The following is a 15,943-nucleotide window of genomic DNA, read 5'->3' on the forward strand; positions in this document are numbered from 1 at the left end:
GAAAATCTGGTTTTTGTCATGCACTTGTTTCTCGATTCTAATTGTACCTAAGCTCATAATCCATAATGGGAAAAACAACGAGGCAAGCAGTAGCAAAATAGTGATGAATTATTTTGCTACCGGTGGCACAGGTGAAAAAGTATAGTGTTCCTAGGTCAATGTCAAACTAAAAAAATAACATTAATCACCTTTATTTTACATTTTTAGCTAAGCTAAAAGCATTGTTTGGTGCAACTTGATAGATAAGTGTATTGATTTAACTGGTTATTTGCCACCGGTGGCAAATAGGGTTTAAAAGAAAAATATTTTTTGTTTTTTTAGCAAATAAATGATTTTTTATTATCACTGATAATAGATTGATAACTTGAGCGTATTTGAAACACTTAGTTTGCCATTAAATTTTTATTTTATTCATTATAAACAGAAGCTTGTCATTAGACTAAAGTAGCATAATAAGGAAAGGGACGATCGCAGCGGTAGTTACTTTTGCGCAATCGACAGCAATTTAGCAGATAAAAAACAGCTTAATCAAATAAAGTGATTAAGCTGTTAACCTTAGGGGGAATTAGCACTGAAAAGAGTTTTATAGGTTATAGCGGATACCCAAGAAGAACTGGCGGCCGGTATGGTTATATTCACGCGGTAAATCTAACGTACCATCGCCTGTGGTATAAAGGCGTTCATATTCATCTGTGAGATTTATTGCTTCAAATGTCATAGTGACATTCTCATTGATGTTATAAAACGCCGATAGATCGAAGTGCGTTGGTCCTGTTGTTGCTTCTTCTGCGTTACCATTGTTACCTGTGTAATCAGTAATATAGTTATCACGAGTATTCATTGAGGCACGTATGCCATAGTCTTCTACTTCATAATACAAGGTGAAGTTATATGAATTTTCAGACAGACCTGTAATTTCTCCTGCAGAAACATAGGTATAGTTAGACACAAGGCCGGTATTTTTCAAGAACCCAGGTAAGAATGAAAAAGGTTGTTGGTAAATAAGCTCAAGCCCTTTAATAACGGTACCATCGCCATTAACCGGTACATAATGAGTGTATGGGGTAGTGCGTGGATCTAATGCACTAGACGGGTCATACTGCGGATCATTATCTATAAAGGGTAAATAGGCTGGGTCGACTAACTTTTCTTCAGTGTCACTGGTTATAAACGAGCCTATGTCTTTATAAAACACGGTTGCTGCAAGTAATGACTCTTCCTCAAAATACCATTCAACACCAAAGTCTGTATTGGTAGAGGTAAATGGGTCTAAAAATGGGTTACCTGCACTCACAGTGCCATTTAAATAAGAAAACGAAGGATTGCCGGGATTAAGCGAGCTTAAACTTGGCCGTGTCATGGTTTTAGACAAACCGAGCCTTACAATCACATCGTCTGTTGCATCAAGGGCTAAATTCAGTACTGGCAACACGTTATCATAGCTATTTTCGATAGTAACCGGATCTGTTTGAATGAAACCTGTTGATGTTGTTTCAGTTTTAACATAACGCACACCTGCATTGGTACGTAACAACATATCAGAAATTTCATATTCAAAATTGGTCTCGATATACGCTGCCATGGTTTCTTCTTCAACTTTCCAGCTCTGTGCGCTGCGCGGTATCCATTCTTTTACTAACAATTGTGAATTTATGGCATCAAAATCAGCGACTAGAAACGGCGATAATGTACCATCGTAACCTGTGCCAAAATCATCATATGGCATAAGTTGAGAAAATCCAGCTGCGGAGTCTTGATCAGGTAAGCCATTTATTTGGGATTCATCATAGCTAACAGTTCTATCATTATAAGCAATACCGCCTTTTATATTCATCATGTCCATTTGATATGACAAATCAACCTTCGCTGTATCGTTTTCTCTTAATACATCGGTGGCACGTAAGCGGCCATCCGCTAAATCAAATGAAGTTGCATCTAAGGTGTCGTAATCATAATCCATAACGGCAGTATTATTTGCGGTACCAAAATCCATCGACACTCTATGTGGCGTATTGTTCGTCATGTTATAACGATATTGCTCAGAGCGGGCATCAGATTCAGCTGTACCGACCATGGCATCTAAGGTTAGGTAGTCAGATAAATGATACTTGCCTGAGAGGACATATTGTTGGAACTTTGTTTTTGAAATCTGTTGACGGCTTTCTACGCGAGATTTTACACCATTAAATGTCGCTGCTTGGATTTGTTTACCGTTATCAGCAACTGTAATTGATTCAGGGGTAATTTCGCTGAATGTATTTCTAAACATCTCGAAAAAGTTGTACATGGTACGGTCATTATCGAGTGTCGAATGTAATGTATCTAAGGTAATAACGAGATCATCATTTGGGGCATATTGTAAAGATCCGGTAAAACCTAAGCGGTCTTGTTCATTACCAAAAAAATCAGGACGAGGCAGGCGAGGGGTATATAAACAGTTTACTGGATCAACGCTTTGCCCTTCAAATTCACAATTACCGGTGTTGGGTGTGCCAATTACTTCAGTATTAGAAGTATCTGCGTATATACCGCCACCATCAAGTACCGGCGTTGTCCAACGCACAGTACCAAAACCTTCTTGGCGGACGGTTCGTTCAGATTTGGCCACAGAAAATAAAGCGCCAATAGTATCATCAGCAAATGTGTTACTGATCATAAATACCATACGCGGATCTACTTCTTCGGTTAAGTCGTTGTAACCTGCTTGCGCGGATGCTGCAACATGAAAACCGGTTGAATCAAAAGGCCGTGCAGAATACATATCAACAGTACCGGCAATGCCGCCTTCTTCGGTAGCAGCGGTTGGCGTTTTTTGAATATCAACACGATTAAATAATTCAGAAGCAAATATATTAAAGTCAAAAGCACGACCACCATTTACACCACCGCCAGAATCTGTGCCATCAGTACTTGCGGGCACTTCCATACCGTTTAAAGTCGTACGTGTAAATGCAGGACCTAAACCACGTAAGGTAATTTGGCGTCCTTCGCCACCTTCGCGGGAAATAGCAACACCGGGAATACGCTGTAATGATTCAGCTATATTCAGATCAGGAAACTTACCAATATCTTCGGCAGCAATAGATTCCGTGGTATTTACTTCAAAACGCTTAGTAGCGAGAGATTTGTTTAGCGATGATCTAAAACCGGTTACTTGAATTAACTCAATGTCAGTTTCGGCTTTAGTTGTTGCATTTTCTTGTTCATCAGCCGCCATTGCATAAGAGGTCGTGCCCAACAGTAGTGCGCTGATCAGGCAATTGAGGGGCTTTAAAGCGAATTTATTTGCTGTCTTCATTGTGTGTGTTCCTCGATATTACAGTCATGTTGTTCTGTTAATGTCAGTGCTGTTTTTATTTTTAACGCTAATTTTTTGGTTGCTTGAATTCATCAATTTATTGCTAGCTCCTGCCGTATAGCTGCACCATAAAGGCCAATAGTATTCCTTTAAACAATGACGCTGGTTGCTCGCTTTTATAGTTCGTTTTATTTAACTAGCTTGATGATTGCTAAAGCCAAAATTGCGTTTTAATAAATACGCGATTAATTTCTTTATTCTCCATTTCATAAAAATTCTGCTGATACAGCAACGTATCGTTAATCTCAAATAATGAAATAAAAATAACTTTAAATATCTGAATTTAAACATTAAAAATCAAATTTCAACTTCCTTTACATTCTATTTCATTTATTTGCTACCGGTGGCATAAATTTCAAGTTAGCTGTTCTAAATTACAATGTCAAACATTAAAAGTTACATATTTAATGTATTTTTTACATATTCATTAATGAAAAAAAAGATGACCTTAAAGCTTAAAATTTAATTAACGTTGATTTATATAACGTTATTGCCACCGGTGGCGGTTGGTGTTATGTTTAAAAAATGGCTAGCTCTACCGATATTTATTTCCAATAAAAAATATAACTGATGACTAGCAAACCGTTAATTATTCAAACACAATAGAGCGATAGATATGGCTAAATTATTAATAACAATACTTATCATGGTGAGTTTTTCGTGTATGTCGGCTACAGATAAAACACAGATTTTTATGGCAGGGGATTCAACCATGTCAATTAAAGAAATAAAAGATTACCCAGAAACTGGCTGGGGAATGCCGTTTAGTATCTTTTTCAATGAATCAGTGAGTGTGATTAATTTAGCTAAAAATGGCCGTAGCACAGGGACTTTTATTAAAGAAGGGCTATGGCAACAGATCACAACAGACGTAAAAGCAGATGATTACGTTATAATCCAGTTTGGCCATAATGACCAGTCAAAAGAAAAAGGCGATCGCTATACGCCTCCACAGCAATATAAACAAAATTTGCTGAATTTTATTGCTGATGTACGCGCTAAAAAAGCCAAAGCAATATTAATGACACCAGTAACAAGACGTTATTTTGACGAAGCTGGTAATATTAAAGAAACTCACCCAATTTACTCTGACTTAGTTCGTGAAGTAGCAGCGCAAAGTGGCGTTGATTTCATTGATATGGATCGGGTAACCCAGCAGTACTTTCAAAGCCTTGGTGAGCTCAACTCCCGCTTACGTTTTATGCAACTTGAGGAAAATGCACACCCTAATTATCCAAAAGGTGTAAATGATAATACCCATTTTAATGATCTTGGTGCGCGTGAAGTTGCGCAACTGGTTTTAGCTGAACTACGTAAGCTCAATCACCCATTAGTAAATATGTTACGTACTCCAGATCCTAAACATTTAAGATAACAAACTTTCCTTAAACTTTAGCCACCATTTACGCTTAGTGAACTGGTGGCATTTTTGTTTCTTTGCGACTTATTTATAGCCTTTATTAACAATCTCTATTTATAGCCAATCAATTTCGTATAACATATTCTTCTATTAGCTGAATCTAGCATTGAATTGTGCCCCATGGAGTCCCATAACCAAGTCATAATTTAAATAAATTTATCAGACTCTGATAGGAGTATGTATGGCTGAGTTATCTGCAATTCCTTTTTCTTTACTTGAGCTAAGCCCAATGAAAGAACACCAAAGCGTGTCACAAACACTCGCTAACAGCGTAGCATATGCTCAAAAAGCAGATGAGTTAGGTTTCAAGCGTTTTTGGATGGCAGAGCACCATAATATGCTAGGTATTGTTTGCGCCGCTACGTCAGTATTAATCGGCCATATAGCTGGGAAAACAAATAATATTCGCGTTGGTGCTGGTGGAGTCATGTTACCCAATCATCCGCCATTGGTCGTTGCTGAACAATTTGGTACATTAGAAAGCCTTTACCCTGGGCGCATTGATTTAGGGCTGGGTCGTGCACCGGGTAGTGATCATATTACCAGTCGTGCACTAAGGCGGGATGAACGTCGCGCTGAAAACTTTGCTGATGAAGTGACAGAGCTACAAACGTTACTTGGCCCTTATGATGGTAGCTACCCGGTTCGGGCGATCCCAGGTGAAAACACTAATGTACCAATATGGTTATTGGGTTCAAGCTTATACAGTGCAAAGCTTGCGGCAGAAAGAGGCTTACCTTATGCCTTTGCTGGACATTTTGCGCCGCGTTTTGTTTATGATGCTATTGCATTATATCGTCGTGAATTTAAGCCATCTAAAGTGTTAGCTAAGCCACATGTAATGTTAGGACTCCCTGTTGTAACAGCAGATACTGATGAACACGCACAATTTTTAGCAACCACCTCAAAACAACGTATTTTAGCCTTATTACGTGGTGATCCCTTATGGTTAAAACCACCTGTGCAAACAATGGATGGCTTGTGGAGTGCGCAAGAGCAAGCACAGGTTGAAAACTTTTTAGGACTGTCAGTAGTCGGTAGCCCAATCACAGTTGCCCATAAACTTAGTATGATTGCTAAAGAGCTAAACGTAGATGAATTTATCTTTACCAATGATTTATATGAAAGTGAAGATAGACATCGTGCGCTAGAAATCTTAATGGCAATAAAATAAATGTTCATCAAAAAAGTTGCTCTCGTTAACTAAAATTAAGCAACGGCTCATATTGTTATTGCTATCCTACCTTTACCAACTAGAGCAAACGCTCTAGTTGGGTGCTATATTTTTAAAGACCCTATAGAAATAGACAACTTAATTAATTAAGTTAATTCGTCGTTTTTGTTCGGTTTTATTAATCACTGTGATTTATACAATCAATTTTAACGTTTGAATCAAATTCATTAAAATAAAGGCATAAACCCAGTTACTCATCAAAAGGAAAGCCGGCAATGAAACCTCAAGACTCAACAACCACGCAATCTTTCAATAAAACGGCATTGATTGCAGAGGGAGGTGGGCAACGAGGAATATTTACAGCGGGTGTACTGGATACATGGCTTGAACACAATTATGATCCATTCGATTTATTTATTGGCACTTCTGCCGGCTCGCAAAATTTAACCAGTTTTTTAGCACGACAAAAAGGTTATGCAAAACGCCTTATAAGAGGCTTATCAAGACATAAACGGTTTTTTCAATTAGGCAGAGGCCTACTTGGAAAAAGTATTGTTGATCTTGATTGGTACTTTGATAAAACCACCGAGTTTAATCGTGCAATTGATTTTAAAACGGCTAAAACAAGTTTAGGTACAAGAGAGTTATTGATCACAGCGACTAATGCAAGTGATAGAAAACCTTACTTTTTAACGCCAACAGGTGAAGATAAACAATGGCGAGCATTATTAAAAGCCTCAAGTGCATTACCGTTTTTATATAAGCAAGGTGTGAGATTAACGCCTTGGCTTGGTAAAGTTGCTGCCAATGAAGAGCTTGCAAGCCTACAAAGTACAGCTGTAACAGATGATTTCTTTTTAGATGGTGGCCTTGCTGCACCTCTACCTGTCATTGAGGCTTATAATCGTGGTGCGCGAAAAATTGTTGTTATTCGTACAGTTGATCCCTGCCTACCTATTCAATCTGCTTGGGTTAATAAGCTAAAAGCGTTTGTTTGTGCATCAGGTTATTGCCCTAAAACAATTGATTATTTACTACAGCATGAGCAAGCGTATTTAGATGAATTAAACTTTATGGCAAACCCGCCTGAGGATCTTGAACTGATCCAAATATTTGCGGGCAGTAAACTACATAGCAAATTATTAGGCAGCACAGACAGTGACTTACGCCATGATTATAAATTAGGCTTGGCGGCAGGTAATAGCTATTTAACCGAGCAATATTCGTCTCATCAAACAACTCAACCGTGTTACGGATAATAAAACCGTAACACAATGGTTAACGGGCGCTTTCTACGATTTCAGCGCGCCGATAATTACTAATAGCAGCACCTGCTAAAACAAATACCAGAGCAACAACAACAGACCACGAAAAACTAATTTGTTCAGCAAAAACCAACATAACTGTAGAGAGTAACGGCGTTAAAAAACTTAATGACGCAAGTAGTGATTTATTACCTCGTTTTAATGCACTATCCCACAAGTAAAATGCGCCGCCTACAGGGCCCATTCCTAGTAGTATAACGCCGATACTTTCAGCAGATGAAAAATTCAACTGAGTTGGCTCAAAATACAAGTGTGCTAACAACGCCAAGAGTGCTACATAAAGTGAAAGCCAGCCTATATCGTCCACATGATTATCAAAGCGTGTCATCAAAAATGAATAGCTTGACCACAATAGTGCGCAACTAGCCGCGAATAAATAGCCAAATGAGTTTTGGCTACTAATATTGATCCCGCTGCCATCGGTTACCAACAATACAATGTCAATAAAACCGACAAACCCTCCGATGATTGCATTTATTCTAGAGCATGAGTTGGCAATAAACACACCTAATAACAACGGCCATAAATACACAATTAGGCTAACCTCTATAAGTGGTGCATATTTTAACGCCATAAAATAGCAAAAGTGAAAACCAAATAGACCAATAATACCAATGATTGTTTGTGTTTTACTCAGCGAGGGAGGGGTAAAAAGAGGCTGCTTAGTGAGTATTCTTTTTATGAATAATAATAAAAACGACACTGCAAAGCACATAAACAGTAGCTGAAAAGCAGGTATCGACTTTGTTAAATTCCCCAGTAGTGCTAATGCACCCCATAAAAAAATAGCTAATACACCAAAAGTTGTTGCCATCACGCATATATCAGTTAAAGAGCAGGGAATTAATATATCAAGCTATTGCCTGTTAATTTGTGATAAATAGCATTTTTGCAACTTAAATAGAGATTTAATACAGCCAACGCTTGCTAATTTATATCAGCTAGATAAAGTAGCGTCTAAATAAATATTCTTAATTTAAGAATTAGTATTCTAATCCAATCTAACAACAATAAAAGGGTAAACATGTTTGATTTGATTGTAGGTAACATCAATAACCTGCTTTGGGGCGAAGGACAAATACTGATCTACATTTTACTCTTCACTGGAGTGTGGTTCTCAGTTCGTCTTAAGCTGATACAAATATTAAAATTTAAGCACATGTTTAGTCTACTAAAAGGCAGCAGTAAATGTGATAAAAACGACATTAGTTCGTTTCAAGCCTTATGCACGGGCTTGAGCGCCCGTGTAGGTACGGGTAATTTAGCTGGTGTCGCCGTTGCAATATCCCTTGGCGGCAGCGGCGCTATTTTTTGGATGTGGGTAATTGCGATTTTAGGGATGGCCACCGGTTTTGCTGAAAGCGTCCTTGGTCAAGTATATAAAGTGCGCGACAGCCAAGGCGAGTTTAGGGGCGGGCCTGCTTATTATATTCAACAAGGGATTGGTAGTCGCAGCCTCGCCATTGCCTTCGCTCTATGCTTATTTTTAGGATATGGCTTCACATTTAGTGCAATGCAAACTAATACGATTACAGATGCATTAAATTATGCCTTTGAAATACCGACATTTTATTCAGGAATAGTAATCACTGTTCTTGCAGGTTCAATTATTCTTGGCGGCTTTAAAGCGATAGCCCGCTTTGCTGAGCGAGTAGTGCCTATTATGGGCATTATATTTGTACTGGCTGCAGTGCTGATCACGTTAATAAACTTTTCCCAAGTACCCGAAATGCTTAAAGATATTTTTTTATCAGCCTTTGGCTTACAAGAGGCGGGCGCAGGTGCGATGGGCGCCGCAATTAAAAATGGTATCCAGCGCGGGCTTTATTCAAACGAAGCAGGTGCGGGCAGTGTACCGCATGCATCAGCAAGCGCCTCTCCAATCCCAAATCATCCCGTAACACAAGGCTATATTCAAATGCTGGGCGTATTTTTTGACACCATTGTGTTGTGTAGTTGTACCGCAGTGATCATTTTATTGGCTGATGTAGATATTAGTGGTGAGATGGAAGGTATCCGTTTAACGCAAGCCGCGATGACAGCACATTTAGCACAAGGTGGTGTCTACTTCGTTGCTGCTGCAATTAGCTTGTTCGCCTTTACCTCAGTGGTTGCCAACTATGCCTACGCTGAAAGTAACCTACATTTATTTAAGCTAGATAATAAATTAGGCCGTGGTATTTATACTTTGTTATATTTATCAATGATGATGTGGGGGGCATCTGCCACGTTAAAAGAAGTGTGGGATTTAGCTGATATTGCCCTCGGGTTAATGACGGTAGTAAATGTAATTGCTATCATCATCTTAACACCGACAATACTAACGGTTACTGCGGATTATAATAAGCAGAGAGCGGCCAATATTGAACCTAAATTTAGCGCTAATTTGGTTAAAATACAGGGGCGTACTGAAAAAGGCATTTGGCACTAACTAATTAATAAGGTTACTTTTTTGCATAACTATGCAACTTAAGTGACTTTACAATCTATTAAGTATTTATGATTGAAATATATGCAGGCAAAACTGCCACAAAAATAATAAACGAACACGGGTTAAAGCCAGAGCTGTTTAGCACTTTTCTTGGTGCATCGGGTGGCCCTAAATGGTTTACTTTATTTGGTTTGGATAAATATTTATTTGGCGAGTTTTTTAAAGACCGATCATCACCACTTAATTTAGTTGGCTCATCTGCTGGCGCTTTTCGCGCTGCGTGTTTTTCACAAAATGATCCCGTTGCCGCCATATCACGTTTAGCTAAATCGTATAGTGAAACGCGATACTCGAGTAATAAACCAACACCGCAAGAAATAACCACTAAAGCCCGAGCGTTACTAGAAGATGTATTTGGCGACAATGGTGTTGATGAAATAATTAATAATCCGGTTTTCAAATCACATTTTATTGTTGCTAAATCAAATGGCTTAGTAGCCAGTGAGCAAAAAGCGTTGCAACTGCTTGGGCTGACAAAAAGCTATTTAAGTAATCGAGTTAACCGTCGATTTTTGACCAAGCAATATGAGCGGTTTATATATCAAGCTCCAAACAGCAACTTTCAACTTGAAGATAATTATAAATTTAAAACCACGCAACTAGACTTAACAACGGATAACTTAAAGGATGCGTTACTCGCATCGGGCTCAATACCACTTGTTATGCAAGGCATTAAAAATATAGCTGGATCGCCGCCTGGTATGTATCGCGATGGTGGTATTGTTGATTATCACTTTGATTTTAAAATTAACAACCCTGGACTTATCCTATATCCACATTTTAATTCTGATCCAAAAGCAGGGTGGTTTGATAAGAGTTTAAATCGTAAAATAACTGCTGAGAATTACGATAATGTAGTAATGATCACACCTTCACAAGAATTTATAACGAGTTTACCTTACGGCAAAATCCCAGATAGAACCGATTTCACCGTACTTGATACTGAAAGCCGAATAAAATACTGGCGCACAGTATTTAGCGAAACCGAAAAACTAGCCGATGTCTTCGATCAGCAGTTAAATAACACAATGAAACTCATCCCATACCCCTAGTTAATTTTGATTGGGTAATTATAATTGCTTATTTTTCTGATTCAACTATCATTGAACTAGTTGATTTTGAATGAAGAAAAACTGTATTATGGCTTTTAGCAGCTTAGATTTACTTGAGAACGAAAAACAAATTATAGCTTATGAAAATCGAACTCGCTATGTTGAAATTATCGCTAAAGCATTAGCGTTAGGCTGTATTATACTCTCATTGTTATCTCTTTCTGGTTACGTTTTTTCTGCACCACAATTATATAGGCCGATAGCCGGGGGCTCAGCGACACACCCACTTACTGCTATTACAATTATACTCATCGGTTTCAGTGTTTTTTTAGAGCATAAAAAGCATTTTACGATACTCAATCCATTACTCGCTATAACTGCACTTTTAATATCAATTACTGTAATGAGTGATGTTTTATTATTAAGCAAATTAGCCGTACATTTTACCCCATTCATAGATAGTGTGAACTCAGAGCTACAAGCCGGCCTATCAAATTCGATGGGTATTAATACGGCACTTATGATGGCATTTTTATCGTCGGCTTTGCTACTCGGTCAGCTTGGTAAGGTACTGACTGCGCAACTATTTGCTTTTATAGGACTTGCAGTACCAATGCTGTCAATTATTGGCTATGCTTATGGTATTACATCATTTTTTGGTCATATGTCTATTTTAACTACAACGTATGGCATATTACTTGGTTTTAGTGTGCTGTTTATACATGCCAAGCATGGTGCAGTTCATGCTTTATTATCGCCACATATAGGTGGACGAATAGCGCGTTTTCAAGTCATTATTGGTTGCCTCGTCCCTATTTTGATAGGTTATTTGTTTATTCAGACTTTAATTTCTGTGAAACTAGAAGATTTATTTGGTTTATATGTTGTTGTAATTTCTTGGTTTATTATAGTTTTAATTATTTTCAGTGCTATCATTCAAGAAAAAATAGATGAAAAAAGGCGTGATGCTGAACTCGCATTAATTAAAGCAGCAACATACGACAGTTTAACTGGCATAGCAAATCGACGGCATTTTATGGAGTTAGCAAAATGTGCACTTGAACAAAGTACTTTAGTCGCTGCTGAAACCTGTATTTTGATGATTGATGTGGACCACTTCAAATCGGTGAATGATAGAGCAGGCCATGCAATTGGCGATAAAGTATTGATTGCTATCGCATCAACATTAAGTAATAGCGTACGAAAAACAGATTTAGTATGTAGATTAGGTGGTGAAGAATTTGCCATAATTTTACCAAATACATCCGAGAGCGACGCATTACTTGTAGCCGAAAAAATTAGAACCTCAGTTGAACAAACAGACATTCCAGGGTACACAGACATTTATGGCCAAGTCACTATATCAATCGGTTTAGCTAAAGCGGAAGATCAGCAAACGATTGATGCTGTATTATCCCACGCAGATAAAGCTTTATACCAAGCAAAAGAATCCGGTCGCAATAAAGTAGTAAAATTTATTGATGAGGAATAAATAGCAACTTAAAACTCTGAGTTCTAGTTTATTTAAATGAAAACCCATAAATTACGGTACGTAATATTAAATAAAAGGGCAAAAAGCCCTTTTTTATTATGCACTTAAATCACTGTCAATTGTGACAGCCTGTCTTTAACGTCCAAAATGTTTTTTAATTTGAGATGATTTTACTGCGTCTTGCTGTCCACAATGGGAGCACTTAAAATTATAGACACCTTCACTACCAATTGTAGAGCTAAAATCTTCACCCCTGTATGCAGAGAATTCAGAACTACAAGTATGACAATAAACCTCGAAAGATTTATATGTATACCCAACAATTTGGTTTTCGGAACCTAAAGTAGAAGACTTGATATATTCTCCATATTCTTTACGAATTGAGAGGCTTGGTAATACTAACGAATGTTCTGGCATATGGATTTCCTAAGTTTCATTTGTATAAATACTGTACCACAGTTTGGTTATATGTATATAGCTAAATGATATATAAGGAGGGTTTTACAAATAAAAAGTCGTTATTCCGAATCTTCGTCACTAAATAACCCACAACCCATAAGTTATGGTACGTAATATTAAAGAAAAGGGCAAAAAGCCCTTTTTTATTATGTAGTTAATGCAGCTTTCAGGTGTGACAGTTTGACTTTAGTGATACATCGGATCACAAGCCTTAACGTATCTTATTTCATTTTCTTTTGTACGATTTTTTAGATATAAATCGGTGAAGTAATTACAGACAGCAAGCTTTTCCTCATATCCTTCTTTTGTATATTTAGAATGTAATTCTTGCATATATTTATCAGCTTTATTTTCATTCGACTCAATCTGTAATTTTCTCTGACGTTCCATAGCAAGTTCAAGCTGTTGATCAAATGTTAGGGCTTTGGACTCTTTAGTAACTTTTTCATGTTCTTTAATATTACTTATGTAATTTTGCAGTTTATTGTACTCGTAGGCTTCCTTAGCAAACCAAAGAGTAGCACCAGCAAGGACGATAATGAAATATAGCTTAAGATCATTGAAGTTCATATTTAGTCCATTAAATACGGATAAGTGTGTAAATAATAACAGGGTTATTGATAATCTTATAGGTTCATTAAAGCCCATAAGTTAGGGTTTGTAACATTAAGATAAGAATGAATCCTGCTTATCTCTTGTATGTTTAGTAACTCCCAACGATAATTCAAAATAAATAATAATAAAGTGCTATTGTAATTTTTAATTGCAATACATTAGTGCGATTGACGAGCACGTTATGTTAGGTTATAATATATCAACTTAGGGTTAAATGGAGAGGTCGTTAGTAAGGTTGTGTGATTAAGCTGTATCTGTATACGAAAGTACGCGGAGAGTTCGTGTGCTTATAACTAAGTAAAAATGAATGCTGTATATAAAATTATCAGTATTAAACCGAATAGCAATAATAAACTATTGCTTTACGCATTCTGCGTGCCTGGAAATAAATCGTCTTTTAGATAAAAGGTTAAAATTTGTATTGATATAACTCTTATGAAAAAGCATGTTACAAATTAACACTTCATCTGTCAACGTTTAATTCCATCAAACTAAAATAAAAAGGATAAAATATGATAGAAATAATTATTAATATAATAGAAGCAATTAAAGAAACTGCTGAACTAGCGTTATGTTTTTTAACAAGCGAAATTTGGGAGTTATTTGAAGGTGTAGATTTTAGGGTAATTAGAGATTTTATTGAGCTCTATTATGATTTGAAATCAAGAGCTAAAAAAATAAATAAAAAGAAGAAATAATTTAATATATAACAACAAGAGCCGAGTAATATAGTCGGCTCATAAATATAAGTTTGCTAACTCCCCGTCCTTTCGGATATTTCACCAATAATATCTAAAAGTTGGCTTTGTAGCTCGGATAAATATACATCTTGTGTTTTATTTTGCTCCTTTAGTGTTTTATACATAGTTTCAGATTTTCTTGCTGACCATTTATATCGGTGAACTAGCTGAACATCGGAAGGCATGACTTTCCCCCAAGGGGTAGTCATAGTGTGGTCATGATATGAAATTCTACAATCTGCCCATGGGCCAGTTGGAGGAAGATAGCCCCGATACATAATTGAGATTAACTTTTCGATTGGCTTAGATGCTTTATTTGCTTTCACATACCGCCTTACTTGGCGTTCACTTACACCCAGTTCTTTAGCGCCTTTTGCGTAGTCAAAGCCGAATAATGATAAGAACTGCATTTTAAAATTTCCCATTAAGATTTATTCCTTTATTAAAAATCACAATAGGAACTCGGCATGGGTGTAAATCTCGGTTTAAGCATTACCAGAAATCTCGAATTGGTTTATCAAGGGCGCAAGCGCGGTATCGAGTAACTAAGTGCATGGGTTGCGCTGCGCTTGGTTACGACCGATAAAGCGTGATGCTAAATTAATAAAAGCGTGCGGTCTACATGGCTGCGCCATAGGTACGCTAAACTGCCTTTTTCATGCGACCAGTTATGACACTGCGAGCCATAAAGGGGATGTGGTCAGGGTTATCGATTAAAAACTCTATCATTTGTTTTATCTCAATTTCTGAGTCATCAGGTATCCAAAGGGTTACTTTTTTTAATCCTTTGCATTTTTGCTTTTGTTCGTACTTTTGATTTCTAGTCATAGTGTCACCAGTGACGGGTTGTTAATTAGGTTATATGGCCGCTAAGCGCGGCCATCATCTGCGGCAAGCGCTAGAGTGATGGCCGCGCTAATTAGCGGCTAAAAAACTACTTTCTTGGGTATCGTCTTGGGTTGATGTATTTGTTTCAGGTTTAGCTGATGACCAAGAATCAACGCGCTTAGGGTTGCAAAAAACTTTATAGGGCTTTTTATCAACATAGAGCTGAGCGCTACAATTTGAGACAGCTATTACTGGTATTTCTATATCGTTTGGGTAAAACGGTTCGCCAGCTTTTTCAAAACAATATTGTTTGCTTGTTGATGAAGTGACAGAGCACGTAATATAAACACCGCTGATAATATCGGGAGTTTTGTCAGTGTTTTGCTGTTGATTACTAGGCGTTGATACATCGGCTGTAGTTGATTTACTAGCAGTGTTTATCTGCGGTGTATCGGATGAAAAGTAATAATAAAGCCCGTAAACAAGTAGGGCAGAGATAGCGATTTTATGCCAGTTCTTTAAAATTGGTTCTTTAGGTTCGCTTTTAGTATCGGCTTTTTTCTCAATGGTTTCGTTTATTTTATCGCGTATTAAATACCATCTTTTTAATTGTTCAGTAGGCACCATAGAGTAAGCAGCGCGCATATCTATTAAATCGCCACGCTTGTTAGTCATTAAATCAGGTAGGAACTTTTGCGCTGTGTTATACCAAGGGTGGCACCAAGATTTTATATAAAACTGGTAGCCCTGGGCTTTACGTGTTTTTGATTTTCCATCATAAAAACGGGCAACTGAAAACTTAGGAACGTTAAATACATCAAAAATTTTATGCGCTAGGCCGTTAACAAAACCAAAGCCAAAATAGTTAGCGCCTGATTTAACGTTAACGCGTTGGTCTATAGTGGTATCTCTAAGCTGTTTATCGACACCTTCAAAGTCTTGACCAATTAAAACTAAGTCCCAGCCATATTTACCCATTTGAACAAACC

At 37.4% G+C, this 15,943-nt stretch carries 14 protein-coding genes; 7 read left to right on the forward strand and 7 right to left on the reverse strand.

The genetic code is table 11. The annotated features are described in order from the left end of the window. Positions 1-583: 583 nt before the first annotated feature. Positions 584-3,298, reverse strand: a complete 2,715-nt coding sequence (locus V7783_RS19970; protein WP_335680230.1) for a TonB-dependent receptor — start codon at positions 3,296-3,298, stop codon at positions 584-586. 676 nt (positions 3,299-3,974) lie between these two features. On the opposite strand from V7783_RS19970, the gene V7783_RS19975 reads away from it, so the two are divergent. The 3 genes from V7783_RS19975 to V7783_RS19985 all read left to right on the forward strand — a co-directional run bounded on the left by V7783_RS19975 (position 3,975) and on the right by V7783_RS19985 (position 7,211). After that, entirely contained in the window at positions 3,975-4,733 is a 759-nt protein-coding gene (locus V7783_RS19975) for a rhamnogalacturonan acetylesterase (RefSeq protein WP_335680231.1), read from the forward strand. A 226-nt stretch (positions 4,734-4,959) separates the two neighbouring features. After that, the gene (locus V7783_RS19980) at positions 4,960-5,952 is read left to right on the forward strand and encodes an LLM class flavin-dependent oxidoreductase (protein WP_335680232.1); all 993 of its coding nucleotides are present in this window, start codon (positions 4,960-4,962) and stop codon (positions 5,950-5,952) included. 275 nt (positions 5,953-6,227) lie between these two features. Further along, positions 6,228-7,211, forward strand: coding sequence for a patatin-like phospholipase family protein (locus tag V7783_RS19985; RefSeq protein ID WP_335680233.1), 984 nt, complete (start codon positions 6,228-6,230; stop codon positions 7,209-7,211). 19 nt (positions 7,212-7,230) lie between these two features. Here the strand turns inward: V7783_RS19985 and V7783_RS19990 are convergent, their stop codons facing one another. Beyond that, positions 7,231-8,091: a DMT family transporter gene (locus V7783_RS19990; RefSeq protein WP_335680242.1), complete on the reverse strand. Its 861-nt coding sequence runs from the start codon at positions 8,089-8,091 to the stop codon at positions 7,231-7,233. A gap of 210 nt (positions 8,092-8,301) precedes the next feature. Here V7783_RS19990 and V7783_RS19995 point away from each other — a divergent pair, with 210 nt between their 5' ends. The 3 genes from V7783_RS19995 (at position 8,302) to V7783_RS20005 (ending at position 12,312) form a co-directional block, all read left to right on the forward strand. Then, positions 8,302-9,708: an alanine/glycine:cation symporter family protein gene (locus V7783_RS19995; RefSeq protein WP_335680234.1), complete on the forward strand. Its 1,407-nt coding sequence runs from the start codon at positions 8,302-8,304 to the stop codon at positions 9,706-9,708. A gap of 68 nt (positions 9,709-9,776) precedes the next feature. After that, on the forward strand, positions 9,777-10,820 hold the full coding sequence (locus V7783_RS20000; protein WP_335680235.1) for a patatin-like phospholipase family protein: 1,044 nt from the start codon (positions 9,777-9,779) through the stop codon (positions 10,818-10,820). A gap of 70 nt (positions 10,821-10,890) precedes the next feature. Beyond that, complete coding sequence (locus V7783_RS20005; RefSeq protein ID WP_335680236.1) at positions 10,891-12,312, forward strand: GGDEF domain-containing protein; 1,422 nt, start codon at positions 10,891-10,893, stop codon at positions 12,310-12,312. 135 nt (positions 12,313-12,447) lie between these two features. On the opposite strand, the gene V7783_RS20010 is transcribed toward V7783_RS20005, so the two are convergent. Both V7783_RS20010 and V7783_RS20015 read right to left on the reverse strand, forming a co-directional pair. Next, positions 12,448-12,729 carry a hypothetical protein gene (locus tag V7783_RS20010; protein WP_143483810.1) on the reverse strand — a complete coding sequence of 94 codons (282 nt, stop codon included), beginning with the start codon at positions 12,727-12,729 and terminating at the stop codon, positions 12,448-12,450. 228 nt (positions 12,730-12,957) lie between these two features. Then, on the reverse strand, positions 12,958-13,341 hold the full coding sequence (locus V7783_RS20015; protein WP_335680237.1) for a hypothetical protein: 384 nt from the start codon (positions 13,339-13,341) through the stop codon (positions 12,958-12,960). Between the two features lie 557 nt (positions 13,342-13,898). On the opposite strand from V7783_RS20015, the gene V7783_RS20020 reads away from it, so the two are divergent. After that, positions 13,899-14,084 carry a hypothetical protein gene (locus V7783_RS20020; protein ID WP_335680238.1) on the forward strand — a complete coding sequence of 62 codons (186 nt, stop codon included), beginning with the start codon at positions 13,899-13,901 and terminating at the stop codon, positions 14,082-14,084. A 56-nt stretch (positions 14,085-14,140) separates the two neighbouring features. Here the strand turns inward: V7783_RS20020 and V7783_RS20025 are convergent, their stop codons facing one another. The 3 genes from V7783_RS20025 to V7783_RS20035 form a co-directional block, all read right to left on the reverse strand. Beyond that, a complete protein-coding gene (locus tag V7783_RS20025; RefSeq protein WP_335680239.1) occupies positions 14,141-14,551 on the reverse strand; it encodes a hypothetical protein in 411 nt (136 codons plus the stop codon). Between the two features lie 217 nt (positions 14,552-14,768). Then, positions 14,769-14,954, reverse strand: coding sequence for a hypothetical protein (locus V7783_RS20030; protein WP_335680240.1), 186 nt, complete (start codon positions 14,952-14,954; stop codon positions 14,769-14,771). A gap of 87 nt (positions 14,955-15,041) precedes the next feature. Then, positions 15,042-15,943 (reverse strand): hypothetical protein (locus V7783_RS20035; RefSeq protein WP_335680241.1); only part of this gene is annotated, 902 nt, incomplete at its 5' end.

Origin of the sequence: Pseudoalteromonas sp., from assembly GCF_036960685.1 — a bacterium.
Classification (GTDB): Bacteria; Pseudomonadota; Gammaproteobacteria; order Enterobacterales; family Alteromonadaceae; genus Pseudoalteromonas.